Annotated in this window: 31 protein-coding genes; 6 read left to right on the forward strand and 25 right to left on the reverse strand. The window is 45.2% G+C overall.

Translation table 11 applies throughout. The features are described 5' to 3' along the window. Positions 1-45: 45 nt before the first annotated feature. Together ACSQ8O_RS30030 and ACSQ8O_RS30035 are read right to left on the reverse strand one after the other, a co-directional pair. Positions 46-1,227 carry an endonuclease Q family protein gene (locus ACSQ8O_RS30030; RefSeq protein ID WP_436244636.1) on the reverse strand — a complete coding sequence of 394 codons (1,182 nt, stop codon included), beginning with the start codon at positions 1,225-1,227 and terminating at the stop codon, positions 46-48. Further along, complete coding sequence (locus ACSQ8O_RS30035) at positions 1,228-1,782, reverse strand: NUDIX hydrolase (RefSeq protein WP_436244637.1); 555 nt, start codon at positions 1,780-1,782, stop codon at positions 1,228-1,230. Between the two features lie 94 nt (positions 1,783-1,876). On the opposite strand from ACSQ8O_RS30035, the gene mciZ reads away from it, so the two are divergent. Continuing rightward, positions 1,877-2,068, forward strand: a complete 192-nt coding sequence (mciZ, locus tag ACSQ8O_RS30040; RefSeq protein WP_436244638.1) for a Z-ring formation inhibitor MciZ — start codon at positions 1,877-1,879, stop codon at positions 2,066-2,068. 64 nt (positions 2,069-2,132) lie between these two features. On the opposite strand, the gene ACSQ8O_RS30045 is transcribed toward mciZ, so the two are convergent. Beyond that, a complete protein-coding gene (locus ACSQ8O_RS30045; protein WP_436244639.1) occupies positions 2,133-3,263 on the reverse strand; it encodes a M20/M25/M40 family metallo-hydrolase in 1,131 nt (376 codons plus the stop codon). Between the two features lie 72 nt (positions 3,264-3,335). On the opposite strand from ACSQ8O_RS30045, the gene prli42 reads away from it, so the two are divergent. Continuing rightward, complete coding sequence (gene prli42, locus ACSQ8O_RS30050) at positions 3,336-3,440, forward strand: stressosome-associated protein Prli42 (protein ID WP_157256922.1); 105 nt, start codon at positions 3,336-3,338, stop codon at positions 3,438-3,440. 4 nt (positions 3,441-3,444) lie between these two features. On the opposite strand, the gene ACSQ8O_RS30055 is transcribed toward prli42, so the two are convergent. From ACSQ8O_RS30055 to lpdA, 4 genes are all read right to left on the reverse strand, one after another. Then, complete coding sequence (locus ACSQ8O_RS30055; protein ID WP_436244640.1) at positions 3,445-4,788, reverse strand: dihydrolipoamide acetyltransferase family protein; 1,344 nt, start codon at positions 4,786-4,788, stop codon at positions 3,445-3,447. Positions 4,789-4,835: 47 nt separating this feature from the next. Continuing rightward, positions 4,836-5,816, reverse strand: a complete 981-nt coding sequence (locus tag ACSQ8O_RS30060) for an alpha-ketoacid dehydrogenase subunit beta (protein ID WP_056614608.1) — start codon at positions 5,814-5,816, stop codon at positions 4,836-4,838. A gap of 2 nt (positions 5,817-5,818) precedes the next feature. Further along, positions 5,819-6,829: a thiamine pyrophosphate-dependent dehydrogenase E1 component subunit alpha gene (locus ACSQ8O_RS30065; protein ID WP_236285540.1), complete on the reverse strand. Its 1,011-nt coding sequence runs from the start codon at positions 6,827-6,829 to the stop codon at positions 5,819-5,821. 108 nt (positions 6,830-6,937) lie between these two features. Beyond that, positions 6,938-8,362, reverse strand: a complete 1,425-nt coding sequence (gene lpdA / locus ACSQ8O_RS30070; RefSeq protein ID WP_436244641.1) for a dihydrolipoyl dehydrogenase — start codon at positions 8,360-8,362, stop codon at positions 6,938-6,940. A gap of 286 nt (positions 8,363-8,648) precedes the next feature. Between lpdA and ACSQ8O_RS30075 the strand changes: the two genes are divergently transcribed. After that, positions 8,649-8,912, forward strand: a complete 264-nt coding sequence (locus tag ACSQ8O_RS30075; RefSeq protein WP_056614619.1) for a DUF2627 domain-containing protein — start codon at positions 8,649-8,651, stop codon at positions 8,910-8,912. A 40-nt stretch (positions 8,913-8,952) separates the two neighbouring features. On the opposite strand, the gene steA is transcribed toward ACSQ8O_RS30075, so the two are convergent. Then, the gene (gene steA, locus ACSQ8O_RS30080) at positions 8,953-10,110 is read right to left on the reverse strand and encodes a putative cytokinetic ring protein SteA (protein ID WP_436244642.1); all 1,158 of its coding nucleotides are present in this window, start codon (positions 10,108-10,110) and stop codon (positions 8,953-8,955) included. A 133-nt stretch (positions 10,111-10,243) separates the two neighbouring features. On the opposite strand from steA, the gene ACSQ8O_RS30085 reads away from it, so the two are divergent. Continuing rightward, positions 10,244-10,429 (forward strand): hypothetical protein, encoded by a 186-nt coding sequence (locus tag ACSQ8O_RS30085; RefSeq protein WP_028554206.1) that lies wholly within the window; start codon positions 10,244-10,246, stop codon positions 10,427-10,429. Positions 10,430-10,489: 60 nt separating this feature from the next. Here the strand turns inward: ACSQ8O_RS30085 and ACSQ8O_RS30090 are convergent, their stop codons facing one another. Together ACSQ8O_RS30090 and ACSQ8O_RS30095 are read right to left on the reverse strand one after the other, a co-directional pair. After that, positions 10,490-10,669, reverse strand: coding sequence for a hypothetical protein (locus ACSQ8O_RS30090; RefSeq protein WP_056614625.1), 180 nt, complete (start codon positions 10,667-10,669; stop codon positions 10,490-10,492). 309 nt (positions 10,670-10,978) lie between these two features. Then, positions 10,979-11,236, reverse strand: a complete 258-nt coding sequence (locus ACSQ8O_RS30095; RefSeq protein WP_056614628.1) for a hypothetical protein — start codon at positions 11,234-11,236, stop codon at positions 10,979-10,981. A gap of 144 nt (positions 11,237-11,380) precedes the next feature. On the opposite strand from ACSQ8O_RS30095, the gene ACSQ8O_RS30100 reads away from it, so the two are divergent. Further along, positions 11,381-11,647, forward strand: a complete 267-nt coding sequence (locus ACSQ8O_RS30100; protein ID WP_028554204.1) for a hypothetical protein — start codon at positions 11,381-11,383, stop codon at positions 11,645-11,647. Between the two features lie 67 nt (positions 11,648-11,714). Here ACSQ8O_RS30100 and ACSQ8O_RS30105 read toward each other — a convergent pair whose 3' ends face one another. The 3 genes from ACSQ8O_RS30105 to ACSQ8O_RS30115 form a co-directional block, all read right to left on the reverse strand. Continuing rightward, entirely contained in the window at positions 11,715-11,945 is a 231-nt protein-coding gene (locus ACSQ8O_RS30105; RefSeq protein WP_056614631.1) for a hypothetical protein, read from the reverse strand. A 73-nt stretch (positions 11,946-12,018) separates the two neighbouring features. Next, positions 12,019-12,444: a hypothetical protein gene (locus tag ACSQ8O_RS30110; protein ID WP_436244643.1), complete on the reverse strand. Its 426-nt coding sequence runs from the start codon at positions 12,442-12,444 to the stop codon at positions 12,019-12,021. Positions 12,445-12,529: 85 nt separating this feature from the next. Further along, positions 12,530-13,630: an MBL fold metallo-hydrolase gene (locus ACSQ8O_RS30115; protein WP_436244644.1), complete on the reverse strand. Its 1,101-nt coding sequence runs from the start codon at positions 13,628-13,630 to the stop codon at positions 12,530-12,532. 245 nt (positions 13,631-13,875) lie between these two features. Between ACSQ8O_RS30115 and ACSQ8O_RS30120 the strand changes: the two genes are divergently transcribed. Beyond that, positions 13,876-13,968 (forward strand): YjcZ family sporulation protein, encoded by a 93-nt coding sequence (locus ACSQ8O_RS30120; RefSeq protein ID WP_082595420.1) that lies wholly within the window; start codon positions 13,876-13,878, stop codon positions 13,966-13,968. 236 nt (positions 13,969-14,204) lie between these two features. Here the strand turns inward: ACSQ8O_RS30120 and spo0A are convergent, their stop codons facing one another. The 12 genes from spo0A to nusB form a co-directional block, all read right to left on the reverse strand. Next, a complete protein-coding gene (gene spo0A / locus ACSQ8O_RS30125; protein WP_056614643.1) occupies positions 14,205-15,002 on the reverse strand; it encodes a sporulation transcription factor Spo0A in 798 nt (265 codons plus the stop codon). A gap of 234 nt (positions 15,003-15,236) precedes the next feature. After that, complete coding sequence (gene spoIVB / locus ACSQ8O_RS30130; protein WP_056614646.1) at positions 15,237-16,577, reverse strand: SpoIVB peptidase; 1,341 nt, start codon at positions 16,575-16,577, stop codon at positions 15,237-15,239. A 118-nt stretch (positions 16,578-16,695) separates the two neighbouring features. After that, positions 16,696-18,423: a DNA repair protein RecN gene (gene recN, locus ACSQ8O_RS30135; RefSeq protein ID WP_436244645.1), complete on the reverse strand. Its 1,728-nt coding sequence runs from the start codon at positions 18,421-18,423 to the stop codon at positions 16,696-16,698. 15 nt (positions 18,424-18,438) lie between these two features. Beyond that, on the reverse strand, positions 18,439-18,888 hold the full coding sequence (gene ahrC, locus ACSQ8O_RS30140) for a transcriptional regulator AhrC/ArgR (protein WP_056614653.1): 450 nt from the start codon (positions 18,886-18,888) through the stop codon (positions 18,439-18,441). Between the two features lie 2 nt (positions 18,889-18,890). Then, entirely contained in the window at positions 18,891-19,343 is a 453-nt protein-coding gene (locus ACSQ8O_RS30145) for a hypothetical protein (protein WP_436244646.1), read from the reverse strand. Between the two features lie 103 nt (positions 19,344-19,446). Further along, a complete protein-coding gene (locus ACSQ8O_RS30150; RefSeq protein ID WP_236285562.1) occupies positions 19,447-20,277 on the reverse strand; it encodes a TlyA family RNA methyltransferase in 831 nt (276 codons plus the stop codon). A 33-nt stretch (positions 20,278-20,310) separates the two neighbouring features. After that, positions 20,311-22,203, reverse strand: coding sequence for a 1-deoxy-D-xylulose-5-phosphate synthase (gene dxs / locus ACSQ8O_RS30155; RefSeq protein WP_171630184.1), 1,893 nt, complete (start codon positions 22,201-22,203; stop codon positions 20,311-20,313). A 224-nt stretch (positions 22,204-22,427) separates the two neighbouring features. Beyond that, complete coding sequence (locus tag ACSQ8O_RS30160) at positions 22,428-23,342, reverse strand: polyprenyl synthetase family protein (RefSeq protein WP_436244978.1); 915 nt, start codon at positions 23,340-23,342, stop codon at positions 22,428-22,430. Then, complete coding sequence (gene xseB / locus ACSQ8O_RS30165; RefSeq protein WP_056614667.1) at positions 23,338-23,589, reverse strand: exodeoxyribonuclease VII small subunit; 252 nt, start codon at positions 23,587-23,589, stop codon at positions 23,338-23,340. The genes ACSQ8O_RS30160 and xseB overlap by 5 nt, the downstream gene beginning before the upstream one ends. After that, positions 23,576-24,946: an exodeoxyribonuclease VII large subunit gene (xseA, locus tag ACSQ8O_RS30170; RefSeq protein ID WP_436244647.1), complete on the reverse strand. Its 1,371-nt coding sequence runs from the start codon at positions 24,944-24,946 to the stop codon at positions 23,576-23,578. The genes xseB and xseA overlap by 14 nt, the downstream gene beginning before the upstream one ends. A 7-nt stretch (positions 24,947-24,953) precedes the next feature. After that, on the reverse strand, positions 24,954-25,820 hold the full coding sequence (gene folD / locus ACSQ8O_RS30175; RefSeq protein ID WP_236285567.1) for a bifunctional methylenetetrahydrofolate dehydrogenase/methenyltetrahydrofolate cyclohydrolase FolD: 867 nt from the start codon (positions 25,818-25,820) through the stop codon (positions 24,954-24,956). A 68-nt stretch (positions 25,821-25,888) separates the two neighbouring features. Beyond that, positions 25,889-26,350 (reverse strand): transcription antitermination factor NusB, encoded by a 462-nt coding sequence (gene nusB / locus ACSQ8O_RS30180; RefSeq protein ID WP_171630181.1) that lies wholly within the window; start codon positions 26,348-26,350, stop codon positions 25,889-25,891. Between the last annotated feature and the right edge of the window lie 53 nt (positions 26,351-26,403).

A 26,403-nucleotide genomic window follows, 5' to 3' on the forward strand; every position in this document is an offset into this window, starting at 1 on the left:
TTGTACAACCTCTACAAAGACAAGCTTATGAGCGAAAAGGTAAAACTATGAATGATTTTTCACTTTGCCATACTTTCCGCCGCCGCCAACTTCGAGATGCAAGGTCCCTTCTCGAGCACTCACAAGGTACGCAGCAATCTCGTCCCCAACGACACTTGCTAACGCCTCTGGCGTTGCATGGTGTAAGACCTGCATTTCTGTTCCGAACTGGCTTAGCAGTTGTTCCAGCTTCTTCGGACCCAATCCTGGGATGTATTCTAAGGGGACTTGAAAATGGTACGGCGGACGATGCGCTGGTTGATAAGACATCTCCCGATCTGCAATCGCCATGATTCGGTCCATGACGCCGCGCACAATTTTGGCACTGCCGCAATTAACACAGCGTTCCACAGCTGTTTCGCCATCGTCCAATACAGCCTCACACACGCTGCAATAGGTTCGATGATATTTGCCTAATCGCGAGTTCAGGCCATAGTTGGCAGTAACACCCCGTCCATCCTGACGTCGAAGAGCTTTAGCTAACTCATCAAAAGTTGGCGCAGCAAGTTTCATCTGGTTGTATTCACGACCTATTTTGGCCAAGGAATGAGCGTCTGAATTCGTTATATATGTGAAATCATCCAGCTCAGAGATGTACCCAGCCATATCCGAATCCGCACTTAGCCCAAGTTCAACCGCAGGTATCTGCTTCACATCAAGCAAATCATTCATGCAGCTTGTAGCGCTGCCGTACACGCTTTTGTGCGGCGTAAATATGTGTGCAGGGATTAAGATGCCTCCCCGGCCCAGCACCTCTTCCTGGAGATCACGTGCAGGCACATAGATGCGTTGAGAACTAAGCTCCACATTTTTCATATGCCGGCTCATCCATCCCGTAAACTCCTGCATCACTTGAAGGTTTGGCATGTAGGCCAAAACATGCGCTGGCCCCATCCCAGGGTCTCTTACTTCAATTTCACTCCCTAGAATGATGGATGTATCCCGATACTGAATTCCCCCGCCTTCGAGCTCCGCCATGTCTCCCTTATCCAAATACATCATAATCTCATCTTGGACTGACGGAGAGTGTGTATCGATGATGGAGATCATCTCCATCCCCTTACGGTTCGCAGCTTCATGAGCAATATTGAAAAAGGTGAGATTATTCGCTGCGCTTATTTTGACAGCTTGACCTTTCTCCGTCCGGCCAATATGAATATGCAGATCAACATAGTAATCCTTCAACATTTAGATCTGACCCGTTAACTTGTAAAGCTGCCAAGCATACACCGCCATGATCGTTTTGGCGTCACTGATACGTCCCTCACGCATATACTGCTGAGCTTGTTCTAAGGTGATCGCTTCACAATCAAGGAATTCGTCCTCATCCGGGTTCGCTGTACCCTTTACTAGATCTTCCGCTATGTATAAATGGATAATCTCATCTGCAAACCCAGGTGATGTGTAGAAAGAGCTTACCAATCGAATGTTATCTGACTTATATCCTGTCTCTTCCTCAAGCTCACGTAAAGCCGCTCTCAAAGGCTCCTCACCGCTGTCGAGCTTCCCAGCAGGGATTTCCACCTGACTCTTCTCAAGCGGCTTACGGTACTGCTCTACGACGATCATTTTATCCCCTAGGAGCGGGATCACCGCTACTGCACCTGGGTGCTTAACGATCTCACGTGAAGCTGTTCCTCCATTGGGCAACGTTACTTGATCTACTTGCAGGGAAATTATTTTACCCTTGAAAATCAATTCACTGCTCGTTGTCACTTCTTCAAATTTCTTATGGTTTGTCATTCGTGCACCTCATCCTCGTAAATTGGTCTAACTTGTCCACATGCAGCATATCGTTCATTATATCAAATATTTTCCTGAAAAGAGGGTCTGTGATATGAAGAGCTATGTGAGTGCTAAGCAAATTCGACTTGTAGGTAAAGCCTGGGAGATCAAATATCAGCTGCAACAACTGCTTCAACAAGGGGATCCGAAGATACCATTGGTTGATTTCTTAGCAGGCTTGAACATAGCTCAGAAGCCTTCCTCACAAGGACATTCATATAAACTTCGAATCATCCATGCATAAATGAACGAAAACCGATTAGCCGCGCCAGTTGGCGGACGAATCGGTTTTTATTTTGTTTCTGGAGCTAGACCTTAGCAGCTTCTTTCACTAGCGCTACGACAAGTTCAGCGGTTTTGACGAGATCACGGATCGCAATGCGCTCTTTGACCGTGTGAATGTCTAAATAACCAACGGCCAAATTCACTGTAGGAATCCCCATCCCGTTGAACACATTCGCATCACTTCCGCCACCCGAGTGGAATGTACTTGCAGTTAAACCTATCGTGCTCATCGCGCGTGAAGTTAATTGTACAATCGGTGCAGAATCATCATGCATATAGGATGCGTAGACGATATCCGCATGGAATTCACAGGTCGTACCTGCATCTGCAGCAGCAGATTCACAAGCCTGTTTCATCGCTTCTATCTGCGCTTCCAGTTTGTGCTGCACAATGCTGCGTGCTTCAGCTTCCATTTTCACTTTATCGCATACCACGTTCAGCGGGCCTACGCCAGAAAAGCTGCCAATATTGGCTGTCGTTTCATTATCGATTCTACCCAATGACATGCGCGAAACAGCTTTGCTGGCCACTTGGATGGCTGAGATGCCATCTTCCGGATTCACACCAGCATGCGCTGTTTTTCCATGGAAAATGATTTCAATTTCTGCACGCCCAGGTGCCGCAGTAGCAATAGCACCAAGATTCCCATTGGAATCTAATGCGAAGCCATATTCAGCTTCCATGGAGCTGCGTTCCATGGCGCGAGCACCTTTCAAGCCGCTCTCTTCACCTGCGGTAATGACGAACTGAATACGACCATGTGGAATGTTCTGTTCTTTCAGAACTTGAATCCCTTCAAGCATGGCAGCAATACCTGCTTTATCATCACTGCCAAGAATCGTTGTGCCATCAGAGCGAATGTACCCGTCCTCACCAATTTGAGGCTTAATGCCATTCCCTGGAGCAACCGTGTCCATATGGCATGTGAAGAAAATGGTAGGAATTGCCGGATTGCTGTCTGTCGCTTCCAATGTGCAGATCAAGTTACCTGCACCATGTCCACTCTTGGACATCGATGCATCTTCGACAACATGTAAGCCATACTTGCCGAATTTCTCTTTGAGCACAACGCAGATATCTTGCTCAAATCTAGTTTCACTATCCACTTGAACGAGGGAAATGAATTCTTGGACTAAACGATCTTGTTGAATCATGTACTTTCCTCCGATACACACTTTGAGTTACAATAAAACGGTACAAGCTTGGATGAAAAAGGAGTGAATCCCGTGCTACAGAATAAGAAATGGTTTAAAGTCGTTATTTACATTATGCTCTTCGTTATGCTGCTATCTAGTTTATTGTTTACAGCCGGATTATTTTTCACGTCATAAAACGTTAGTAAATTTTAGTATCCGCGTTGTAGCTTTCTAGATTTTCTTTCACTCTTTGTAGGAACCTTCCACAGATCACACCATCCAGAATCCTGTGATCGAGCGACAAACAAAGGTTAACCATGGAGCGCACCGCTATCATATCTTGAATGACGACAGGCTTCTTCACGATCGATTCGAATGTAACAATCGCCGCTTGCGGATAGTTAATGATTGGGTACGACAGAATCGAACCGAAGGAGCCTGTATTATTAACGGTAAATGTACCGCCAACCATATCCGTGAGAGCTAATTTCCCCGCACGCGTTTTCTTCGTCAACTCATCAATTTCCCTTGCAAGTCCTGCGATATTCTTTTGATCTGCTTTCTTGATCACCGGCGTCATAACGGAATCTTCCGTACCAACAGACAAGGAAATATTAATATCGCGTTTCACGATAATTTTATCAACAGCCCACACGGAATTGATAATCGGATAGTCTTTGATCGCATTGACGACAGCCTTCAGCATAAACGCGAGGTAAGTCAAGTTGATGCCCTCGCGGCGCATGAACTCGTCCTTCACTTTGTTCCGCAGAACAACTAGATTCGTTACATCCACTTCAATCATCGTCCAAGCGTGAGGAATTTCGGTGACGCTTTGACGCATCTTCGTAGCAATCGCATTACGCATAGGTGTTACATCAATGAAATGCTCATTCCGAGCATCTAAGTTGTGGCCTTCTGCTTCGATCAGCGGTGTCTGTGGACTCGCTGATAAATGGATACCCGAGCTGCGAACAGGCTGGTTCTCCGGTTCTTCTGGGACAACAGAGGCTGCTACGGGCGCTGCTGCAGAGACTGCTTGAACAGCCGCAGGTGCAGTGTTAGCTGCATTAGCTCCACCTGATGCGATGAAGGTCTCTACATCCTTGCGCGTAATACGTCCGCCAAGACCTGTCCCTGCAACGCGTGACAAATCGACACGGTTATCTTGGGCAAGTCTGTGGACCGCTGGAGAGAAGCGGCCGCGCATGCTTTGATCCGTGTCTTCGGTAGCAACTGCTGAATTCGTGGCAGCAACAGGCGCTGCTGAAGCCGCCGCTGAGGAGCCAGCAGGCTCTTCAATGACACAAATCGCTTCACCAACGGCAGCCGTTTCACCGTCCCCAACAATAATTTTGATCAACTTGCCCTCAATGGGACTTGGCATTTCTGTATTTACTTTCTCTGTGAAAAGCTCACAAAGAACATCATATTGTTCAATATAATCGCCTGGCTTTTTCAGCCATTTGCCGATTGTAGCCGAAACGAGACTTTCCGCCAAATGCGGAACAGTAACCTCGGTGAGGCGGCCGGTTTGGTTCATACAAGTACCTCCTAATTTCGGAAAAGATCAACGAATAAGAACAAACATTAGAATAAAGCAAGCTGACGCATAGCATCCTTCAACTTATCAGCATTCAGAAGGAAAAACTTCTCCATCGGAGGATTACTTGCAACGGCTGGTACATCTGGGCCGCATAATCTTGCGATCGGCGCATCTAACTCAAATAGCATTTCTTCCGCGATAATCGCAGATACTTCCGCGCCGACACCACCGGTCTTGTTGTCCTCATGAGTTATAAGTACTTTGCCTGTTTTTCTAGCGGCTTCTAGGATCGCATCGCGATCGAGCGGCTGCAAGGTACGCAAATCAAGCACATGAGCCGAGATCCCTTCCTTGGCCAGTTCCTCAGCGGCTTGAAGCACATAATTGACTACCATGCCATAGGCGATAACGGTAATATCTGTCCCTTGACGCTTCACGTCAGCTTTGCCGATAGGTACAATGTAATCTTCTTCCGGAACTTCGGCCGATAAAGCCAAGTAACATTTCTTATGTTCAAAATAAAGCACAGGATCGCCATCGCGAATAGCCGCTTTCAGCAGACCCTTGGCATCATACGGGTTCGATGGAGCTACGATTTTCAGACCTGGCGTACCAAAGAACACGGATTCTGGACATTGAGAATGGTACAAAGCACCAGCGCCAGTTGCGCCATAAGGAGCACGAATGACGATCGGGCAGCTCCAGTCATTGTTCGAACGATAGCGAATTTTCGCCGCTTCGCTCAAGATTTGATTCGTTGCCGGGAAAATAAAATCGGCAAATTGAATTTCAGCGATCGGCTTCATCCCATACATCGCTGCGCCGATGGCAACACCAACGATTGCGGACTCTGCAAGCGGCGTGTCCATCACGCGTTCTTCGCCAAATTGATCGCGAAGTCCCTTGGTTGTGTTAAGAACGCCGCCTTTTCCTACGTCCTCACCTAAGACGAATACGTTGTCGTCCTGTTGCATTTCCTCCTGCATTGCAGATCGGATTGCTTCCAAATACGTTATAACAGCCATCTCTATTTGCCATCTCCTTCCGCATAAACATGAAGAAGCGTATCTTCCGGCTTCGGATAAGGGGCAAGATCAGCATACTTCGTTGCTTCATTGACTTCTTGCTTTTGACGTTCTTGAAGCGCTAGGTCTTGCTCTTCACTCCACAGTTCACAAGCGATGAGATACTCCTTGAATTTCAAGATGCCATCCTTCTTGCGATTTTCTTCGACTTCTTCCTTCGTACGGTACAACATATCGTCATCCGAGGTGGAGTGCGGCATAATGCGATAGCACAGCATCTCGATTAATGTTGGACCTTCTCCACGAAGGGCTCTTTCTCTTGCTTCTTTCGTTACGCGGTACATTTCCAAGACATCAGTGCCATCGACTTGAACACCTGGGAAGCCATATCCAATCGCACGATCCGCGATTTTGCCTGCCACCTGTTTATGGAGTGGGACAGAAATTGCATATTGATTATTTTCACAAACGAAGATAACCGGCAGCTTATGTACACCTGCAAAATTACAGCCCTCATGGAAATCTCCTTGATTGCTGGATCCTTCTCCGAATGAAACGAAAGTAACGAAATCCTGTTTTTTCATCTTCGCCGCCAAAGCAATCCCCGCTGCATGCGGAACTTGCGTAGTAACAGGTGAAGATGCCGTTACGATATGATTTTTACGATCACCGAAATGACCTGCCATCTGTCTGCCACCGCTATTCACATCTTCTGCTTTGCAGAAAATGGCGAGCATGAGGTCCTTCACCGTCATTCCAACCGATAAAACGAACGCATAATCACGGTAATATGGCAAGAAATAGTCTTTCTGAGCTTGCATCGCAAAGGCCATACCAACTTGTCCGGCATACTGTCCCATACCTGATACGTGAAACGGAATTTTACCTGCGCGTTGCAGCATGAAGGCGCGCTCATCGAATTTAGTTGCAAGGCTCATGACCGTATACATACGTAGTGCTTCATCATCGGATAAACCTAAACTTCTGTGCTTATATAGCTGACCAATGGACATGGAGTTTGCCTCCTTAGTGAGATTAAATGACTACTAAAACTTAATACCTGGTCCTAGTACTTGACTCTATAAGCATATTATAAACGTAAACGTTTATGATTACAATTTTTATCCGCTAATTGCAATGCCATCCACAGCTAGCATCGCTTCACCCAAAGCCTCCGAAAGTGTTGGATGCGGGTGGATCGTCTGTCCAACCTCCCAAGGCGTTGCGTTCAACACCTGAGCTAGTGCTGCCTCAGTAATGCTGTTAGTCACTTGAGGGCCAATCATGTGAACTCCTAGAATATCATTCGTGTCTTTATCAGCAATTACTTTCACAAAGCCATCGGAGTCCCCATAAACTAGAGCTTTCCCTATTCCTTTGAAACTAAATTTGCCAACTTTCACTTGGCGACCTTGATCAATCGCCTGCTGCTGGGTCCAACCCACACTGGCAATCTCAGGTCTTGTATAGGTACATTTGGATACAAGGTGCGTCTGAAGTTCATCCGGTTGATGTCCAGCAATATGTTCTGCTGCCACGATTCCCTCATGGCCAGCCATATGCGCCAGCATAAGTCCACCGATTACATCACCTACCGCGTAGATATGGGATTCCGTCGTTTGCATATAGCGATTGACGCGAATGACGCCTTTATCAATTTTGACATCCGTATTCTCAAGACCCATCGATTCTACATTTGCCACCCGACCAACCGAAACCAAGACTCGTTCTGCGGATAGTTCCTGTACCTCACCCTGCTTGTCCAATTGCATCGTAACCTTGCCATCTGCCACTTTCACAGAATCCGGGAGCAATTTCGTACCCGTCTCTAGCTTAATCCCACGTTTCTTGAATAAACGTTCTAACTCTTTGGAAACATCAGCGTCTTCTAAGCTGACTAATCGCTTATCGACTTCTACGATCGTTACTTCCACGCCAAAATCGTTTAACATCGAAGCCCATTCAACACCGATGACCCCACCGCCGACAATGATGATCGACTTCGGCAGACTTTCCATCCGCAGCGCATCTTCGCTAGTAATAATTGAAGTACCGTCTATTTCTAATCCTGGTAAACTGCGTGGTCTAGAGCCCGTTGCAATAATCAAATTGCTCGAAAGGAGCGTTTCGATATCGCCATCCTCCTTCTCAACAGAAACAGCGCCGCTGCGTGGTGAAAAAATCGAAGGTCCGATAATCCGTCCATTTCCATGGTGAATCGTAATCTTATTCTTTTTCATCAGAAATTGAAGTCCTTGATGCAGTTGATCGACAATTCGTTGCTTACGTCCTACTACTTGGTCAAAATTCAGCGAAATGGATTGTGCTGTGATGCCATAATCCTCGCTATGCTTCATCGCGGCAAACACTTCAGCACTTCTAAGCAAGGCTTTACTTGGGATACAGCCCTGATGCAGGCACGTACCGCCCATTTTATCGCGTTCGACAATCGCTACAGACTTCCCAAGCTGTGCAGCACGAATTGCAGCGGTATACCCGCCGATTCCGCCACCTAATACCACGACATCATATCTATGTTCACTCATGTATGTAAGCCTCCTATGAAACAATTACTTGTTATATGTATACGTGCGTCTCTATTATATTACCCTTTTTTGGGACCGAAGTCATAGTCTTATTTGTGAGAAAAACTTCTATCGAAGCAATTCGAGGTTGAGCGACCGCGTTTTAAATGTTGTTTTTATCGCCAATAAGAATTTGTTTTTCCGAGCACCGGAAACTTATAATTTCTTATGTGGGGAATTAGACACGCTAGCGGTTTCGAGTTATGATGTTAGAAAAAACATGTTTCATGTCAGGTAAGGAGTTACTATGAAAGCACCCTTTTATCGATTTATTGCTATTCTACTTCTCGTTATTCCTGGAATAACCGCTACTTATGGCTTTCTCGCAATGAAAGATGCCTTTTTCGCACAATTTGATACAGTTGCTAATAGCGGTATGTTATGGGGAAAATTCTTCTTAGGCTTGGTACTGTTTCTGATAGGTGTTGCCTTTATTGGCGGCTGGACCTTTTTCAGAGATCGTAAGCGGAATTATTTGGCTCCACGATTCAAACCAAAGCGCAACAAATAGACCGGACACTATGTCCGGTCCTTTTTTTACGTCAAAGCCCTCATTCTACCCCAACAAGCTTCCACACGACATGACTCGCTCGTTTAAGTATCCAATGCAATTGGAACAGACTCAAACCAATGAAAACACAAGATAGACCAATAGTGGAAAGCACTTCTTTACGCCTTTGAGTTGGTTGAAGTGTTAGTGCTTGTAAGCTTTTTATATCTACGAGACGAGCTCCAATTTTCATTCGAACAAGCAACGCACTCCCCATATTTGCTAAGCCTTTTGCTACAAAATCACTCATATAGGAGTGTACGCCGACCGTAATCAGCCATTCTCCACCCTTTTCATAGGCTAATAATAAAGCAGCATCCTCACTGTTTCCTATGCAGGACAAGACGAGATGGTGCTTACTTAGGCAATCAGGCGAACAATTATCAAGGATTCCTTGAGGATCTGGGTAGGTGTGGACAATGATTTCTGCACCACTCTTCCACACGCGATTCGAAATTTGATCTGCATCACTAACAACTACATCTGGTTGATATCCGCTGGATATTAGCGCATCCGCTCCTGAACCAACGCCAAGTAGTATCGGCTTAAACGCCGTTATAAATCCACTAGCGGCTTGCAGGTCCTTCTTATAACCTTTCCCATCGGACACTACCAAGATGTGTCTACCCGTGAATTGCGTGCGCAGGGGCAAGTTGGGTAACGAGTCTCTGACAGCTTGTTTTTCTCGCATTGCATAAGCTAAAGTGTGTTCAATAAAGGGCTCCCACCGTTCACTCGCCTGCTCATTGGCGGCTCGTTGCGCTATCAACCAGTCTTCTCTCGTAAATAGCTTACAAGTGACTGATTGACCGGCTATATGGATCATATCATGATGAATAATCATTTCTGCTTCGTGCAGAAAGATTTCAGCATGAACGGCATCCACTTCAATAATTGGGATATGCTGCTGTAACAATAATAGCGGACCTTCCGTCGGGAAGACACCACTCATAACTTGCCCACAATGAACGATCGCTTTCACTCTTCGATCTAACAGTTCTTGTGCCTGTTCTTCCTCGATATCACTCTGTGAAAGCACGAGTATACGACCGCTTGAAACCTGTTCAAACGTTTCAAATGAACCTGTTACCTTAGCTATTTTCCCTTTGCAAATTAGGCTTGGCTTTGTGGCAAATAAAGATAAAGATGACCAATTCATAGTTAGACACCTAGCTTTCCTAACGTCGTCTCATGGCCTACCTAATTTACCCGATCCCACAAAATTCTATGTATATTTTAAGCTTTGAATGGCAAGCATTGTTTAATATTCGTAAAGAAAGGAGAGGACATCTATGGAGCTAAACATGAGCGCAGACGAAGTGTTAGGCCAAATTGTACAGCTTCACAGCACAGGGGAATCGCTAGCCAAAAAAAATGTGAAGAAGCTGCATCCTGATCTTATGAAAAACGCCCTGTATTACTACCCAAGCTGGGAACATGCTTTGCAGAAGACCGGAGTAGGCAACATCGTTCACTAACATACATAGGTTGTACACTGATGCTCCGTAGGGTAGATCCTTACGGGGCCGTTTTATTACCTACTCGTCTATAACTTCCCATTCCACTTGAACCATCCGATCAACCCACGTTCGAATCTTCACCTCAATTGCTTGCTCAATCTCTTCGTCCGTCATTTCACCAAGTTTATGCTCGGCAATTTCGAGCACTTCCGTTTTCTTCGTTTCGCCATCTATCGCTAACTGGATTTGAATGCGCATATTGTTCACCCTTTTTCATTATCAACTAAACTTTCCATTGCCTCTTCCTCAACACCTGTTACAATAGAAGTATACACTCACTATAAAATAGAAAAGAGGAATCCCGATGTCACGATCACAAGCTCAAAAATTGCGTCAACGCCATATCCGTGAAGGCAAGCTCGATCCCCTTATGCAGCGATTGCACTGGCATGGTACGAATCCAGTAACCCGAACAACACCAACACGAATAGAACTTCAAAACAAACAACAGAATAAACACAAATCAAGGAATTTGAACCATGCATTACATGGCGATAATTCCTTTTGTCATTCTTGGCCTTCATCTTCTCGTATGGAAATCCCTTGTAGAGCTGCATAATGGATCATTTCTTCTTTCTCAGATGGACGGAAATTATATTTGCAATCAAACCCATTGAAGAATAACTGCCAATGCTTAACAACCCCTTGATCGTCAACCTCAAGCTCAGCCACATACAAAGAATCAGGCTCATCCTCGAACTGTAAACCAATGTGAATGAATGTCTGACCTTCTGAAATTTCTTGTTCACAATAGTCCATGATCATGTCTAGATGACCTCCTATTGAATAAAATCTTTTTTATTTATATAATATACTAATGCAACTGAGCAAACAAAGAGAAAAGCATGTTAATTTATGAATTTGCGATGTAGATTGTCTAGCTGAGCAAACTCTTAGGAGGAAATACATATGGCCTACGATCCGCAGGTAGTTGATGCAACAATAGTGAGTGATAATAAAAAGAATGGACTTTTCGAGGTTGTAGTTTCCTTGAAAGATCGCAACAAATGCCGTCTTTTCTTTGAAAGAGATGCTGAAACTGGCATCGGCCGCGTAACGGATTTGAACCGTTTGATGAAAGAACCTTGCCCAATTTGCCGCAAAGATTACCTGTGCAATTGCCTTGATCGCTACAAGTTCTCCATCGCTGATCAAGCTTTAACGTTCATTAAGTAATTGGCATAACATGAGAAAACCCCTTAGCCGCATTGGCTAGGGGGTTTGCCATGTGTAGATCAATTAATTATTCGTAGATAACACGATAGAGCCCCTCTAGTAAGCTCTGGTAATTCCTCGGATCATACGAAATCTCCGCAAAGGATACTTGAATGACCTTATTACTTGTCTTCACAATAAAAAAACTCTCCAAGCTATTCTCAGCATCAATATACGTGTAGCACACCAATTGACTGCTGCCTGTCTGTTTGCGTAGAAATGCCGTCGCTTCTTCACTCTCATTCGCGAACTTAGGCATACTTCCACCTCCTAAGCACAATTCACTCCACTACATTCAGCTGATCACCCTATCTAATGTACCGATCAGGTAATTAGGATTGGGATGTCTTCTTCCTCTTCAATACAAGATATCCACCTAGGAGCGATACTGGTACGATGGCTACTAATCCAATCAATTCGTACCATAGCGGGATTACATCCTGTGTTAATATCGAATCAAACCCAATCCCTGCACCAATGACCCCAATGATCGCTGCGTTGAATAGTTCCCCTCGTTTCGCAACCTTCGCGGTGAAATAACTACCTAGGAACGTCCAGAACAAGCCAACGACCAGAAATAAAAGTAAGAGAGCTGCATTTGAATAAATCGCATTTACATCTTGATCTTCCAACGGCCGGTTAGCAAAATATAGACTGCCAATCACCCCTGACGATAACATCGTCCCGATATTATCAATAGCTATTCCTAGCACAACGGCTAGAAAATGAAATTTTCGTACACTTTTTTGTTCCGACATAGACTTATCTTCTCTCCTGCTCACATCTGACTATTAACCTAACCATAATACCATGTGAAGTCCCTTGTAGCTAGTTCAGCTCGAACTATGCCTGTACCCACCAATTCACTTTCGAATAGGACTGTACGTCGGAACCCTTTAAAATAATAGTCTGTCCGATAGGTGGCGTGATCATCTTAACCCCTTTGGTCTTAGCAGCCTTCGCGGCGCGGGCCACAGGATCATTCCAATCATGGATGGCTAGTGTGAAGGCACCCCAGTGGATTGGCAGCATCACCTTCCCTCTCACATCCAAATGGGCTTGAACCGTTTCTTCCGGCATTAAGTGAATATCCGCCCAACGTTCATCATATTGCCCACATTCCATCAAGGTCAGATCGAAAGGACCATATTTATCTCCAATTTGCTTAAAATGAGGCGTATATCCGCTATCCCCACTGAAGAATATGCTAGAGCTCTCTCCTTTGATCACCCATGAGCACCATAAAGTCGCCCCGCGATCATTCGTACTGCGTCCTGAGAAGTGATTGGCAGGCGTACAAGCTAAATCCAGCCCTTCGAACGATATTTCTTCCCACCAATCATGCTCCTCAATCTTGGCTGCTGGAACTCCCCAGCGGATTAAATGAGCACCTACTCCAAGTGGGACAAAAAACCGTTTCACTTTGTGTTTTATTTTCATAATGGACCCATAATCCAAATGATCATAATGATCATGAGATAGAATGACAGCATCAATCTGCGGGAGCTCCGCTATCTCAAACGGGATTCCGCCGCTATATCTGTTTTTACCTATCCACGGAAATGGCGAAGGTGTTCTTCCAAACATCGGATCAAGGAGCAAGGCTTTCCCATCGATTGTGAGCAAGCTAGCCGAGTGTCCGAACCAAGTGACGCTGGTATCACCATTCACGCTAAACTGTGGCTTCTCCATCGGTAAGGGGGACTTAGGACGTCGGTTAGGGCTTCCTTTGATCATATCGCGCAAAATCCCTAGCGTTGTACGAAAGCTCATATTCATCATCGCTGGGACTGGATTTTCGAACTTGTTTTGCGCATATTGCGGTGACTGACTGAACCTTCGAATATCACCTTCAGAAGGTCTTCGACCGAATACCGGATACACTTTCATAAAGAGAACATACACACCAATTAAAATCACAATGATCACTATCGTCAATAACATTCTCGTTTCCTCCATGCCTCTAATTCCGCTTACACGATCTCTTGTTGAAAAGAATAAGCTACGATGTAATAACGTAACAACTTATCCCTTGGTTCCAAGTTTTCACGTTGCCCCTTCCCTACCCCAAATTTATTTCAGAGGACAGGGACATTAGCACAATCAGTCGTTTCGCCCAAACATTCCTCAGAAATAGTCATAAGCTATCTCGAAACACAAACCAAATATCCAATTGGAGGTTGATTCGAATGAGTTGTGGAACTGGGTATGGTACTTCCGCTGCAGCTGTCTTGGTACTTTTCATCTTATTGGTTATTATCACTAGCGCATTTGTTTGGTAATTCAAAACTAATACAGAAGGACTACCTAGAATGTCTAGGTAGTTTTTCTGCTTCCTATCTCATTCATGCAACCAAAATAAACGGCTATGTCGTACACTTGAGACGGGAGTATTTATGGAGAAATTTAGCCGAATTATGATGTGAAACATATAAATTCTTATATTTTATAAAAAATGAAAAGAACGCTCAAATTGAGCGTCCTTAACTTAACATATATTATAAAGCTCCTAACTGTCTCAAGAAACTTTATGCTCGATTCTCAGCTTGTCAGCAACCATCGCGATGAACTCGGAGTTCGTCGGTTTGGATTTCGAGATATTAATCGTATATCCGAAAATGAAGGAGATACTGTCGATATTGCCGCGCGTCCATGCGACTTCAATCGCGTGACGGATAGCGCGTTCGACGCGGCTAGGCGTTGTTTTGTATTTTTCGGCAATAGCTGGGTAAAGCGTTTTGGTGATCGCACCTAGGATTTCAATATTGTTGTAAACCATCGTAATGGCTTCACGTAAATATTGATAGCCTTTAATGTGAGCAGGTACACCAATTTCATGAATAATGCTCGTAATATTAGCATCCAAATTTTTGCCTTTTGGCATATGTACGACATTCGCACGAGGGGTTGAGGATGTTGTAGTCGTAGTTGAAGAGTTACCAGCAAGCTGACGAATACGATTCGTAAGGGTTTCCATATCAAATGGTTTTAAAATGTAATAAGAAGCGCCAAGCTGCACGGCTTTTTGTGTAATGTTTTCTTGTCCGAATGCCGTTAGCATAATGATTTTGGGCTGAGAAGGAAGATTCATCTCTCGCATTTTTTCCAGAACACCAAGTCCATCCAGATGAGGCATAATAATATCTAGAATGAGAACATCGGGCAGCTCACGCTGTTGCTCCAGAAAACGAAGGACCTCGTTACCATTGTAGGCAACACCCATAATTTCCATATCCTCTTGCTCACCAATGAACTCTGACAATAGATGGGTGAATTCTCGGTTATCGTCTGCAAGTAATACCTGAATTTTTTGCAACTGAATTTCCTCCTTTAGCTACTGAAACAAGTTGGTATTTTTCTCTCTTGTGTAAACTATTCGACAGCTCTTTTTAAATTCCTTCTGTCGAATATTATTTTTCTTTTCTTTTGTTTGAGTTTCTTATATAATATAATATTTATCTTCTAATTCCAACATTTTTCGACATGAAGACACGAAACTCGCTATTCTCTCGTAAAATGAGATTAAAAAGAAATAAAGAACTAAAGGCTACTAACTCACCTTTAGTTCTTTGTCTGTGTTCCCCGAGGTCGGTCGAAGGATGATTCCGGAGTCCTGAAGCATCCATTCGATAAAGCAACCATAGCCACTAGTCGGATCATTCACAAATACATGTGTGACCGCTCCGATCAATTTACCATTTTGGATGATGGGAGAACCACTCATGCCCTGCACAATGCCGCCCGTTTTATCTAATAAGCGTGGGTCCGTGATTTTGATAACCATGCCTTTCGTACCCGGAACGTCTTGTTTGGATACATGAACCACTTGGATATCAAATTTTTCTACCTTTTGACCTTCTAACACGGTATAGATCTGGGCTGGTCCTTCTTTCACTTCTTCTGCGAAGGCAACAGGTATCGCTTCTTTATCTAAGCTGTGATCAGGAGCACCATACATTTTCCCAAAAATCCCGAAAGCCGTATTCCGTTCAATATTTCCAATTACCTTGCTGTCCTTGTAAAGCGTTGCATGCTTTTCGCCAGGATCTCCATTATGGCTTTTGGAAATCGACGTCACATTCGAATAGACAATGTCGCCATCGCCTACAATAATGGGTGTCTGAGTATCCATATCTGTTATGACATGTCCAAGAGCCCCGTAGACGCCTTGATCTGGTGCATAGAAGGTTAACGTCCCAACCCCTGCCGCGGAGTCGCGAATGTACAGACCCAAGCGATAAGACTTATCTACTACGTCATATACTGGCTGCAATTTCACAACAAGTTCTTGATTGTTTCTTAAAATTTGCAGAACAAGGGGATTCTTGCTTTCGCCTGATTTGGCCACCAGCTCTGCGACCTTACTAACATCCTTAGAATCCTTGCCGTTAATTTTGGTTATTAAATCGCCAACTTGAATTTTAGCTTCTTCCCCAGGTGAAACTTTTTGTTCAGAGGCAACAGTCACTAGATGGTGACCTACTACCAAGATACCGGCAGACTTAATTTTCACACCGATTGTCTGGCCCCCTGGGATTACTTTTAAATCAGGTACGACATTCACTTTGACAGTCTTGATTGGAATGGCTCCGAACAGCTTGAGCTTCATTTCCGTTTGCCCAGAATGGTCGGATTGCAGTGAGATAGGTTCGTTCAAATTAACTTGAAATGAGTGCTTGGCGTTGCCATTTACCTTTACAATATCCGTATCCTTGACCGTGACCTGGGCACTGACCGGCATCGTTAACTGAAGCTGCTTCCCTTGGCCGCTAAACAAGCGGAGTTCTTGTGGAAAGGAGGCGAAGCTCTGAAAAGGCGGGGACATACTGACCAAGCAAACGAAGAAGACGAGCAAGAGTCCGAACAATCTTTTTCTTTTGTTGGATTGCACTATCAACACGCTCCTTCAAAATTCCTTGAGCCCTGACGAATAACCTCGTCAATTGCGTACCTATAAGTTAACCCCAGTCCCCTTCTTTTATAACTGTAAATGATGACTATCTATACTTTCATACCCTTGCTTTCTTATTTTTTGCCATGGTAAGCATTTCTCCAGCATGATGAAGCGTTGTTTCTGTCACTTCTACACCGCCAAGCATTCTTGCAAGCTCTTCAATTCGGCCAGCATCTGGCATATCTTGAACACGCGTGAACGTTCGCTCATGATCCACTTCTTTCCGAATATAGAAATGAACATCTGCAAAGCTTGCAACCTGCGGCAAATGAGTAATGGAGAAGACTTGACAGCTTTGCGAAAGAACGGACATTTTCTCAGCTATCGCTTGTGCCGCTCGTCCGCTAACCCCCGTATCAACCTCATCAAAGACAAGCACTGGAATTTGATCAATCCGTGCAAAAATCGCCTTCATTGCGAGCATAATACGTGAGAGCTCTCCACCTGAGGCAATTTTGCTTAATCCGCGCAGCGGTTCCCCTGGGTTAGGAGCCATGAGGAACTCAACCTGATCAATGCCTTGTCTGGAGAAGCGAACCTTATTGCCGTCAACTTCAACGCCGCGGTCATCAATAATATGAGCGATCTGCACTCGGAACTGTGTTCGTTCCATCTGAAGATCACGCAATTCATGTTCAATCTGAGCAGAGAGTTCGCTGGCAATACCTTTACGCAGGTTAGAAAGGTCTAGCGCATGCACACCAACTTGTTTCTCAGCAAGTACAAGCTTATCTTCTAATTTACGAATAATTTCATCTTTATTTTCAATCGTATCGACTTCATTTTTGATCTTTTCTAAATAGCTTAGAATCTCTTTTATATTCTCTCCATATTTTCGGCGAAGAGACGTGATGGTATCTAATCTTTGTTCAATATAATCTAATCGAGATGAATTGAACTCAATGCTGTCGCGATAGTCTCTGATTTGATAAGCTGCGTCTTCCAGTTGGTAAAAGGCCGACTGCGCCTGCTCAAGAATTGGGCTCAAATTCGTCGGATCTAGCTGAACGATATCTTGAAGGCGTGAGACTGCTTTGCCAGCAGCATCGAGTCCTCGATTCGTGGCATAGAGAAAATCATACGCTTCAGACGAGCTTTGATAAAGCTTCTCTGCATTAGCTAACTTGCGCTTCTCCTCAGCTAAAGTTTCATCTTCCCCTAATTTCAGCTTGGCTGAGGATATTTCTTCAATCTGGAACCGATACAGGTCTAACATTTGCAGCGCCTGCTTGCTCGTTTCTTGAAGATCGTTCAGCTCCTTTTGAAGCTTCATATACTGATCATAGCTAGCTTGGTACGTCTTCTTCGCTGACTCAATCTCGGCATCTCCGAACAGATCCAAGGAATGAATATGCTCGTCCACATGAAGTAAAGATTGATGCTCATGTTGGCCATGAATATTAACGAGCCACTCCCCCGTCTTGCGCAACATCGTCATATTCACAAGCTGACCATTAATTCGACTTGAGCTTTTGCCTGTTGCTGTAATTTCACGACGGATAATGAGATGCTCGGAAGCATCGGATTCAATCCCGAACTCTGTAAGCGTATGCCAAACCGGATGAGACGCAGGTAAGTCAAACATCGCTTCAATCTCTGCTTTATCAGCTCCATAACGAACTAATTCAGAAGAACCTCTACCACCGACAATCAGTGTTAACGCATCTATGATGATCGATTTCCCAGCGCCAGTTTCCCCAGTAAGGACGTGAAAACCTGCTTTAAACCGAATATGTACATGTTCAATGACAGCCAAATTACGAATTGAAAGTTCTGTAAGCATGAACGCCTCCTGATTTTATGATAATAAGGACATGACTTCATTTACAAAAGTTACACTATTCTCTTTCCCGCGGCAAATAACAAGTATCGTATCATCTCCACAAATCGTTCCCATGACGCCATTCCACTCCAAATTATCTATTAAAGCACAAATCGTATTCGCTGTGCCTGGCAAGCATTTCATAACAACCAAATTATCCGTATAATCAATGCTGACAAAATGGTCACTTAATGCCCGGCGAAGTCGCTGCATCGGATTAAATCGCTGATCTGCCGGCATGGAATACTTATATCTGCCATCATCTAGCGGCACCTTAATGAGATGGAGTTCCTTAATGTCCCTCGAAACTGTCGCCTGTGTGACATGAAATCCTGCCGCGCGCAGCGCCTCGACCAATTCATCCTGCGTTTCAATCTCATGATTAGTTATAATTTCTCTGATTTTTACATGCCTTTGACCCTTCATCCTTACACCTCTATGTGAAAAGTGATTTTTTTGATTTTGCTAACGGTCATATCAACGTAAAGGATACCCTGTGCCTCCGGATAAATGAGAGTGTAGGGCAGCAGCATATCACGTACAGCGCTCCCTGTCATCTCAAGTGGCTTGCGTTCTCTTGCCACTTTCACAAGAAAAATATCATCTTCCTTTTGCACAAAATAATCGATAAATAAGCGGCTTTCCAGCTGATCTCTCTCTCCAACGGTCATGGTAATTGGAATTTTGGTCTTACCAGCAAGCACTTCGAATCCAGCAGCCTCAAGCAAATCAACAACATCATCCTCGGGGATATTCGCATGCCTTGGAATACGTCCTCTTCTTCGACTTGAACCCACTGACCACTTCTGAAATCGCCAAAAGACGATACAAACAACAACGATAAGGATTAACAAAATGACTCTTACATCGCCTTGTTCCATGTCCTTCACCTCGCCATAGTATTCGCGAAACCGGAAGGCAAATCCTTTCTCTTAAGTGAAAAAACCCATCTTAGGGCCGCAAAAGGCGTTCTCAAAGATGAGTTTATTTTCCATGTAATTTCTGAGACTCTTTAACTGTTTCGGCAATAAGGGCTTTGATCGAAGTTGGCGCTGCCAATGACTCTTCCGTCTCGTTGCTCGACCAGTACGCAAGGAATTCAATGTTCCCTTCACCACCGGTTATTGGCGAGTAAGTGAGTCCCTTCAAGCGAAAGCCGAGCTCCTCAGCAAATGAAAGAACCGTTGTCAGAACATCAATATGTACATCAGTGTCCCTTACAACGCCCGACTTCCCAACCTTCTCTCGACCAGCTTCGAATTGCGGCTTAATTAAAGCTACAACATGACCCTGATCCCCTAAGATTTCCTTAAGTGGTGGCAAGATAATACGAAGCGAAATGAACGAAACATCAATACTGGCAAAGCTAGGTCTCGGACCGTTCAAATCCTCCAATTTCGTGTAACGGAAATTCGTTCTCTCCATGACATGAACACGCTCATCATTGCGCAGCGACCAATCCAATTGATTGTAGCCAACATCCACCGCGTAGACAGAGGCCGCACCATTTTGCAGCGCACAATCCGTGAATCCGCCCGTAGAAGCTCCAATGTCGAGCATTACTGCATCATGTAAATCGATGTCGAAATGCTTTAACGCTTTCTCCAGCTTTAATCCGCCACGGCTCACGTAAGGATGCAGCGCACCCTTTACTTTCAGCACGGCTTTCCTGCTGATCTTCATCCCCGCTTTATCAGCTGGTTCTTCATCCGCAAAAACAAGGCCTGCCATGATGGCGGCCTTTGCCTTTTCTCTGCTTTCAAAATATCCTTGCTCCAGCAGCAATAAGTCTAATCGTTCTTTATCCGATGACATATATAATGTGTTGCTCCTATTCAAAATCGGTTACTAGACCTTCGCACGTAGGACCTTACGAGGTACTAGCTTCTTTACTTCGGAAATCAAGTGATGGGCAGTTAACCCAACCTCTTCGCGTTGTTCAGGCACGCTGCCATGCTCTACGAAGTAGTCTTGAATCCCCATCAATTCAACCTGCAAACCAACAATCCGTTTCTCTGCGTAGAATTCTAAGACCGCGCTTCCGAAACCACCTTGGATTGAACCCTCTTCCATCGTGATCACTGGCATCGATTCCTTAGCTAGCTGTAGCAAGTAAGCTTCATCCAACGGTTTAATAAATCTTGCATTCACAACACGAAGTTCAATGCCTTCTTGGGCCAGCTGAGCAGCTGCTTCCTCTGCAACTTGAACCATAGGTCCAACAGCGAGAACTGCAGCATAATCACCTTCACGTACAGTTTCCCAAGTACCGAGCGGAATGGCCTTTGGAGCCTCATCAATATTAGCGCCTGTGCCATTAATACGCGGATAACGATACGCAATCGGACCATCATTATATTCAAGCGCCGTTTGCATCATATCACGCAATTCCTTCTCATCCTTCGGCATCATTAAGACCATGTTAGGAATTGTTCGCAAAAATGAAATATCATAAACACCTTGATGTGTTTCACCATCCGGTCCAACGAAACCCGAACGGTCAATGGCGAAGGTAACATTTAATTTAGGACGACAAATATCGTGAACTACTTGATCATACGCACGCTGTAAGAACGTTGAATATACAGCGAATACCGGCTTCAAACCTTCACTCGCAAGTCCTGCACATAACGTAGCCGCATGCTGCTCAGCAATACCAACATCAATCATTCGATTCGGAAATTGCTTCGCAAACTTCAATAATCCAGATCCACCTGGCATTGCAGGCGTAACCGCAACCACACGAGAGTCCTTCTCACCAAGTTCAATTAATGTATCTCCAAAAACTTGTGTATACATCGGCGGACCAGATGATTTAAGAACTTGACCTGACTCCATTTTGTAGGGCCCTAAGCCGTGCCAAGTATGTGAATCGTTCTCTGCAGGTTTATAACCTTTGCCTTTCGTCGTAACGATATGAATGAGCACAGGACCTGCAACCTTCTCAGCCTGTTTCAACGTATCCATGAGTACTTGGAGGTTATGTCCATCTACAGGACCAATATAAGTAAACCCTAGTTCTTCAAACCACACGCCATTTAAAACAAAATATTTAAGACTATCCTTCAGCTTCTCCGCTGTTTTGGCTAGCGTTCCGCCGATGGCAGGAATTTTCTTCAGTAAATATTCGACTTCCTCTTTAGCTTTCAAATAATGACGGTCCGAACGAATTTTGCTTAAATAATTATGAAGAGCCCCTACATTGGGCGCAATTGACATTTCATTGTCATTCAGAATGACCGTAATATTCTTCTTCTCATGACCAATATGATTCATGGCTTCTAATGCCATGCCGCCTGTAAGCGCACCATCACCAATGATGGCCACAACCTTATTATGCTCGCCTTTGAGATCACGCGCCATTGCCATACCCATGGCAGCTGACAGGGAAGTACTACTATGTCCTGCTTCCCAGACATCATGTTCACTTTCGGAACGCTTAATAAACCCGCAGAGCCCTTTATATTTGCGTAAAGTATCGAACTTGTCTTTACGTCCAGTCAAAATTTTGTGTACATACGCCTGGTGACCCACATCAAAAATCAGTTTATCATACGGGCTGTGAAACATGGTGTGTAACGCTATCGTGAGTTCAACCACGCCTAAGTTCGGGGCTAGATGTCCACCAGTAACGGAAAGCTTCTCAATAAGAAATTGACGGATTTCTCCTGCCAATTCTTCGAGCTCCGTCAAGGATAACCGCTTCAAATCTGCAGGCCGATTGATTTGTTCGAGCAGCACGCTTGTTTCCTCACTTTCAATGTGAAAATACTAAGATTTCACCATTATATCATATTATTGGGTAATTCGTGTGATTAAACCTCTATGGAGGCAACTCAATGATGAGCGACCGCGTTTAAAGGTAGGTTTCATCGCCAATTAGAAGATGTTTTCATTATGTGAAAACTTATTTCTAATGTGGAAAAACTACCTTCAGGTATGTCATACAAATTGTATACGTATGTCTAATGATCCCGTTTCATCAGGTAATCTGCGATCTGCAGCAACCGTTCAGGGTTGGGTATATTGGATCGAATTAAGGCTTCTTTCGCTTGATTCGTCAGCTCTTGCACTTTCTGCTCAGATGCTTCCATACCGATAAAATAAGGGAATGTCACTTTTTGCTGTTTCTCATCGCTCTTCACAGGCTTACCTAGTTTCGCTTCATCACCGATAATATCCAAAATATCATCTTGAATCTGAAAAGCAAGTCCAAGCGCATGTCCAAATTCACTGAGTGCTTCCAATTGCGCTTCGGATGCCCCAGCAATATGTCCACCAGCACGCAAAGAGAACACAATAAGATCACTTGTTTTATGTGTATGAATATAAGTAAGCTCTTCTAACTTAGTTAAACCTTGCTCTCCTAACATATCCGCAGCTTGGCCGCCAACCATGCCACGAGCACCTGCCAGTACGGCAAGCTCTTCTGTAATGGCTAGTACACGTTCTGCAGGAACACCAAACCTCTTGTGTGATTGCGCAACGCAGAAGAAGGCGTGCGTAAGCAGCGCATCGCCAGCAAGAATAGCCATTGCCTCACCATAAACTTTGTGATTCGTTAACTTACCTCTGCGATAATCATCATTATCCATCGCTGGCAGATCATCATGAACTAACGAATAGGTATGAACCAATTCAATGGCCATCGCAACAGGCATAGCAGACTCCAGCGAGCCACCTAGCGACTCTGCTGCAGCGAGAACCATAATAGGACGCAGTCGTTTGCCGCCTGCCATCAAGGAGTAGTCCATGGACTCACGTAACGAAGCTGGTACCTCCCAAGCAGTTGGCAATGATTGACGCAATGCGGCTTCAACCAATTCAGCATGGGAAGCGATGTATGTATGAATAGTAGACGTCGTGTTATTCAAACTAATTCCCCTTATCTTCCAAGACAGGCTGGAAAGGCTTCCTTGTTACCCCAGCTTCCCCTTCAACCAGCATCTCAATTTTCTTCTCCACTTGCTCCAGCTTAACGCCGCATATATGGGAGAGTCTTACACCTTCTTGATATAGTTCAATTGCTTTCTCTAAAGGAACGTCACCGCTCTCCAGCTGACTTACGATACGCTCTAACTGCTCGATAGCCACTTCAAAACTTACTTCTGTTTCACTTGTTGACATCAATGTTCGCCTCCATCCCCGAAACTTGACATTGTATTTTACCGTCCTTAAGACGTATGGATAATCGATCACCGATGTTTACTTGGGCGACCGAACGAATGAGCTGTTTCTCCTGCTCATCATAAGCAAGACTGTAGCCCCGCTGCATAACTTTCAGCGGGCTGAGGGCGTCCAGATGACGGACGCTGGATTGCCACTCCTGCTTCTTCGAGCGCAGGAGGGTCTGCATGGCCGTGAGCATCTGACGTTTGGACGTGTCCAAACGTCGTCTCGCCATCACGGCCTGCTCGGTTGGATTGAAGCTGGATAAGCGACGCTCCAGCTTCATACGCCTCTGCGCCAGCTCCGTGAGGCGCTGACGCATACGGTAACCGAGCTGCTCCGCCAGCCGGTCGAGTCGCTCCGCAGGCTGCATGAGCAGCTGCCTGCGGGGGTTCGTCAGGAACGGCGAGCGCTTCGCGCGCTCGAGCCGTTCCTGCTTGCGGCGCAGCTGCTGCAGCAGCCCGTAATGCAGGCGCTGTGCCTGCTGCGATAGCTGCTGCTTCAGCTCGAGGTGGTGCGGCACCGCGAGCTCTGCCGCTGCCGTAGGCGTCGGCGCTCTGAGATCGGCGACGAAGTCGGCGATCGTGAAGTCCGTCTCGTGGCCGACGGCAGAGATGATCGGGATCGCGGAGGCTGCGATAGCCCGCGCAACGATCTCCTCGTTGAAAGCCCACAGCTCTTCCAGTGAGCCGCCGCCGCGGCCCACGATGAGCACGTCGGCTTCACCTAGCCGGTTCATCGCTTCGATCGCTTTCACAATCGAAGGCGCCGCCTGCGTACCCTGTACAAGGACAGGGTACAGCAAGATCGGGATCGACGGGTAGCGCCGCTGCAGCGTGATGATGACATCACGAATGGCGGCCCCCGTCGGGGACGTGATCACACCAATGGCGCGCGGAAACCGAGGAATCGGTTTCTTGCGCTGTGGCGCGAATAATCCTTCTGTTTCGAGCTTCTTTTTCAGCTGCTCGAAAGCCAAATACAAGCTGCCGATGCCATCAGGCTGCATCGCCGTCACATAAAACTGATAGGCACCGTCACGCTCATAAACGGAAATATTGCCGCGAGCAATGACTTTCGTGCCTTCTTTCGGGATAAATCCCAGTTTTTGATTATGCGAAGCAAACATAATGCTTTTCAACCGACCATCCGCATCTTTCAATGTAAAATACATATGACCGCTGGAGTGATGAGTGAAATTCGAAATTTCGCCTCGCACCCACACATCCTGGAGTCGTGAATCTCCTTCCAGCAATAGCTTGATATAACGGTTTAGATCCTTTACGGATAAAATCTTGGTCTCATTTCTCGCCATAAGGTGACTATACGCTCACATTCGCTTTAGCTGCACGGCTAGCCGCATCAACTGTATTGCGAAGCAGCATCGTAATCGTCATTGGCCCTACACAACCTGGAACAGGTGTAATCGCACTTGCAATCTCTTTCACAGCTTCGAAATCAACATCACCCGTTAATTTGCCGTCTGCAGGACGGTTCATCCCAACGTCAATAACGACTGCACCTGGTTTCACATGATTAGCTTTGATCAAATGCGCTTTGCCAACCGCTACAACAAGAATATCGGCTTGTTTGGTAATTTCTTCCATGTTAGGCGTACGGGAATGAACGACAGTTACCGTTGCGTGTTCGCGCAATAACAGCATCGCCATCGGTTTACCAACGATATTACTTCTACCTACAACAACAGCATGCTTACCTGCGATTTCCACGCCCGTCCGCTTCAGAATTTCAATTACACCGTGCGGGGTACAAGGCTTCATACCATCTTTACCAATCATCAGGTTACCAACATTAATCGGGTGGAAGCAATCTACATCTTTCGCTGGATCAATTTCATCAACAACCGCTTCTTCATTGATATGCTTAGGCAGTGGTGATTGAACAAGAATCCCGTTAATTCGATTATTCGCGTTAAAACCATGGATGAGTGCAATTAATTCTGCTTGCGTCGTCTCTTCAGGCAGACGGTGTACTTCGGAATAAATACCTACATCATCGCAAGCTTTCGCTTTGTTTCTAACATATACTTGCGAAGCTGCATCTTCACCTACAATCACAACGACAAGACCTGGCTGGTTTCCCTGAGCTGTAAGTGCCGCTGCGTCAGATCTAATTTCCTCACGGATTGAGCTCACGAGTTCTTTCCCATTAATTACTTGTGCTGACATGTTATTTCCCCCTTAGCCGTTTAAGCCTTACCCCTATTTAACTATGCTGATGATCTCAATAAGGTTGTTCAAAGCGTACGCAGAACTTTCTCTTTCAGTTCGTCGATTTCTTTGATCATTTTTCCTAACACACCATTTACGAATTTCCCTGATTCCTCAGTGCCATAATGCTTGGCCAAATCAATAGCTTCATTGACAACAACCTTCGGTGGAACATCGTCGCGATACAGCATCTCGTAGGCACCCAGTCGCAGAATTTCCCGATCGATGCGAGACAGTCTGTCCATCGCCCACCCCTTCAGATACTCCTCCAACAACTCGTCGATGCTTACTTTGTTCTTGTAAGTTCCTTCAACAAGCTCAACAATGTAGACAGGATCTATCTTATCTCCGGAGAAATCCAGCTGCGTTTCATTATCATGCTCAGCTTCATGAATCGCTACTTGAACAGCCTCCTGAGGAGTAGCCTCATTCATTTGGATTTGGTATAAGCTTTGTATAGCAATTTCACGTGCAATTCTGCGTTTCATTCTGTTCCTCCTAAGTGCTTTACTCCAGCAAAGCGACCTTCTCCTAAAAACTC

Source organism: Paenibacillus sp. LjRoot56 (genome assembly GCF_964253335.1).
Lineage (GTDB): Bacteria > Bacillota > Bacilli > Paenibacillales > NBRC-103111 > Paenibacillus_E > Paenibacillus_E allorhizoplanae.

Excerpts from the sequence above, each read along its gene's own strand:
- ACSQ8O_RS30030 (WP_436244636.1), bottom strand. The coding sequence starts at position 1,227 with ATGTTGAAGGATTACTATGTTGATCTGCATATTCATATTGGCCGGACG.
- ACSQ8O_RS30035 (WP_436244637.1), bottom strand. The coding sequence starts at position 1,782 with ATGACAAACCATAAGAAATTTGAAGAAGTGACAACGAGCAGTGAATTG.
- mciZ (WP_436244638.1), top strand. The coding sequence starts at position 1,877 with ATGAAGAGCTATGTGAGTGCTAAGCAAATTCGACTTGTAGGTAAAGCC.
- ACSQ8O_RS30045 (WP_436244639.1), bottom strand. The coding sequence starts at position 3,263 with ATGATTCAACAAGATCGTTTAGTCCAAGAATTCATTTCCCTCGTTCAA.
- ACSQ8O_RS30055 (WP_436244640.1), bottom strand. The coding sequence starts at position 4,788 with ATGAACCAAACCGGCCGCCTCACCGAGGTTACTGTTCCGCATTTGGCG.
- ACSQ8O_RS30060 (WP_056614608.1), bottom strand. The coding sequence starts at position 5,816 with ATGGCTGTTATAACGTATTTGGAAGCAATCCGATCTGCAATGCAGGAG.
- ACSQ8O_RS30065 (WP_236285540.1), bottom strand. The coding sequence starts at position 6,829 with ATGTCCATTGGTCAGCTATATAAGCACAGAAGTTTAGGTTTATCCGAT.
- lpdA (WP_436244641.1), bottom strand. The coding sequence starts at position 8,362 with ATGAGTGAACATAGATATGATGTCGTGGTATTAGGTGGCGGAATCGGC.
- ACSQ8O_RS30075 (WP_056614619.1), top strand. The coding sequence starts at position 8,649 with ATGAAAGCACCCTTTTATCGATTTATTGCTATTCTACTTCTCGTTATT.
- steA (WP_436244642.1), bottom strand. The coding sequence starts at position 10,110 with ATGAATTGGTCATCTTTATCTTTATTTGCCACAAAGCCAAGCCTAATT.
- ACSQ8O_RS30085 (WP_028554206.1), top strand. The coding sequence starts at position 10,244 with ATGGAGCTAAACATGAGCGCAGACGAAGTGTTAGGCCAAATTGTACAG.
- ACSQ8O_RS30090 (WP_056614625.1), bottom strand. The coding sequence starts at position 10,669 with ATGCGCATTCAAATCCAGTTAGCGATAGATGGCGAAACGAAGAAAACG.
- ACSQ8O_RS30095 (WP_056614628.1), bottom strand. The coding sequence starts at position 11,236 with ATGATCATGGACTATTGTGAACAAGAAATTTCAGAAGGTCAGACATTC.
- ACSQ8O_RS30100 (WP_028554204.1), top strand. The coding sequence starts at position 11,381 with ATGGCCTACGATCCGCAGGTAGTTGATGCAACAATAGTGAGTGATAAT.
- ACSQ8O_RS30105 (WP_056614631.1), bottom strand. The coding sequence starts at position 11,945 with ATGCCTAAGTTCGCGAATGAGAGTGAAGAAGCGACGGCATTTCTACGC.
- ACSQ8O_RS30110 (WP_436244643.1), bottom strand. The coding sequence starts at position 12,444 with ATGTCGGAACAAAAAAGTGTACGAAAATTTCATTTTCTAGCCGTTGTG.
- ACSQ8O_RS30115 (WP_436244644.1), bottom strand. The coding sequence starts at position 13,630 with ATGTTATTGACGATAGTGATCATTGTGATTTTAATTGGTGTGTATGTT.
- ACSQ8O_RS30120 (WP_082595420.1), top strand. The coding sequence starts at position 13,876 with ATGAGTTGTGGAACTGGGTATGGTACTTCCGCTGCAGCTGTCTTGGTA.
- recN (WP_436244645.1), bottom strand. The coding sequence starts at position 18,423 with ATGCTTACAGAACTTTCAATTCGTAATTTGGCTGTCATTGAACATGTA.
- ahrC (WP_056614653.1), bottom strand. The coding sequence starts at position 18,888 with ATGAAGGGTCAAAGGCATGTAAAAATCAGAGAAATTATAACTAATCAT.
- ACSQ8O_RS30145 (WP_436244646.1), bottom strand. The coding sequence starts at position 19,343 with ATGGAACAAGGCGATGTAAGAGTCATTTTGTTAATCCTTATCGTTGTT.
- ACSQ8O_RS30150 (WP_236285562.1), bottom strand. The coding sequence starts at position 20,277 with ATGTCATCGGATAAAGAACGATTAGACTTATTGCTGCTGGAGCAAGGA.
- xseB (WP_056614667.1), bottom strand. The coding sequence starts at position 23,589 with ATGTCAACAAGTGAAACAGAAGTAAGTTTTGAAGTGGCTATCGAGCAG.
- xseA (WP_436244647.1), bottom strand. The coding sequence starts at position 24,946 with ATGGCGAGAAATGAGACCAAGATTTTATCCGTAAAGGATCTAAACCGT.
- folD (WP_236285567.1), bottom strand. The coding sequence starts at position 25,820 with ATGTCAGCACAAGTAATTAATGGGAAAGAACTCGTGAGCTCAATCCGT.
- nusB (WP_171630181.1), bottom strand. The coding sequence starts at position 26,350 with ATGAAACGCAGAATTGCACGTGAAATTGCTATACAAAGCTTATACCAA.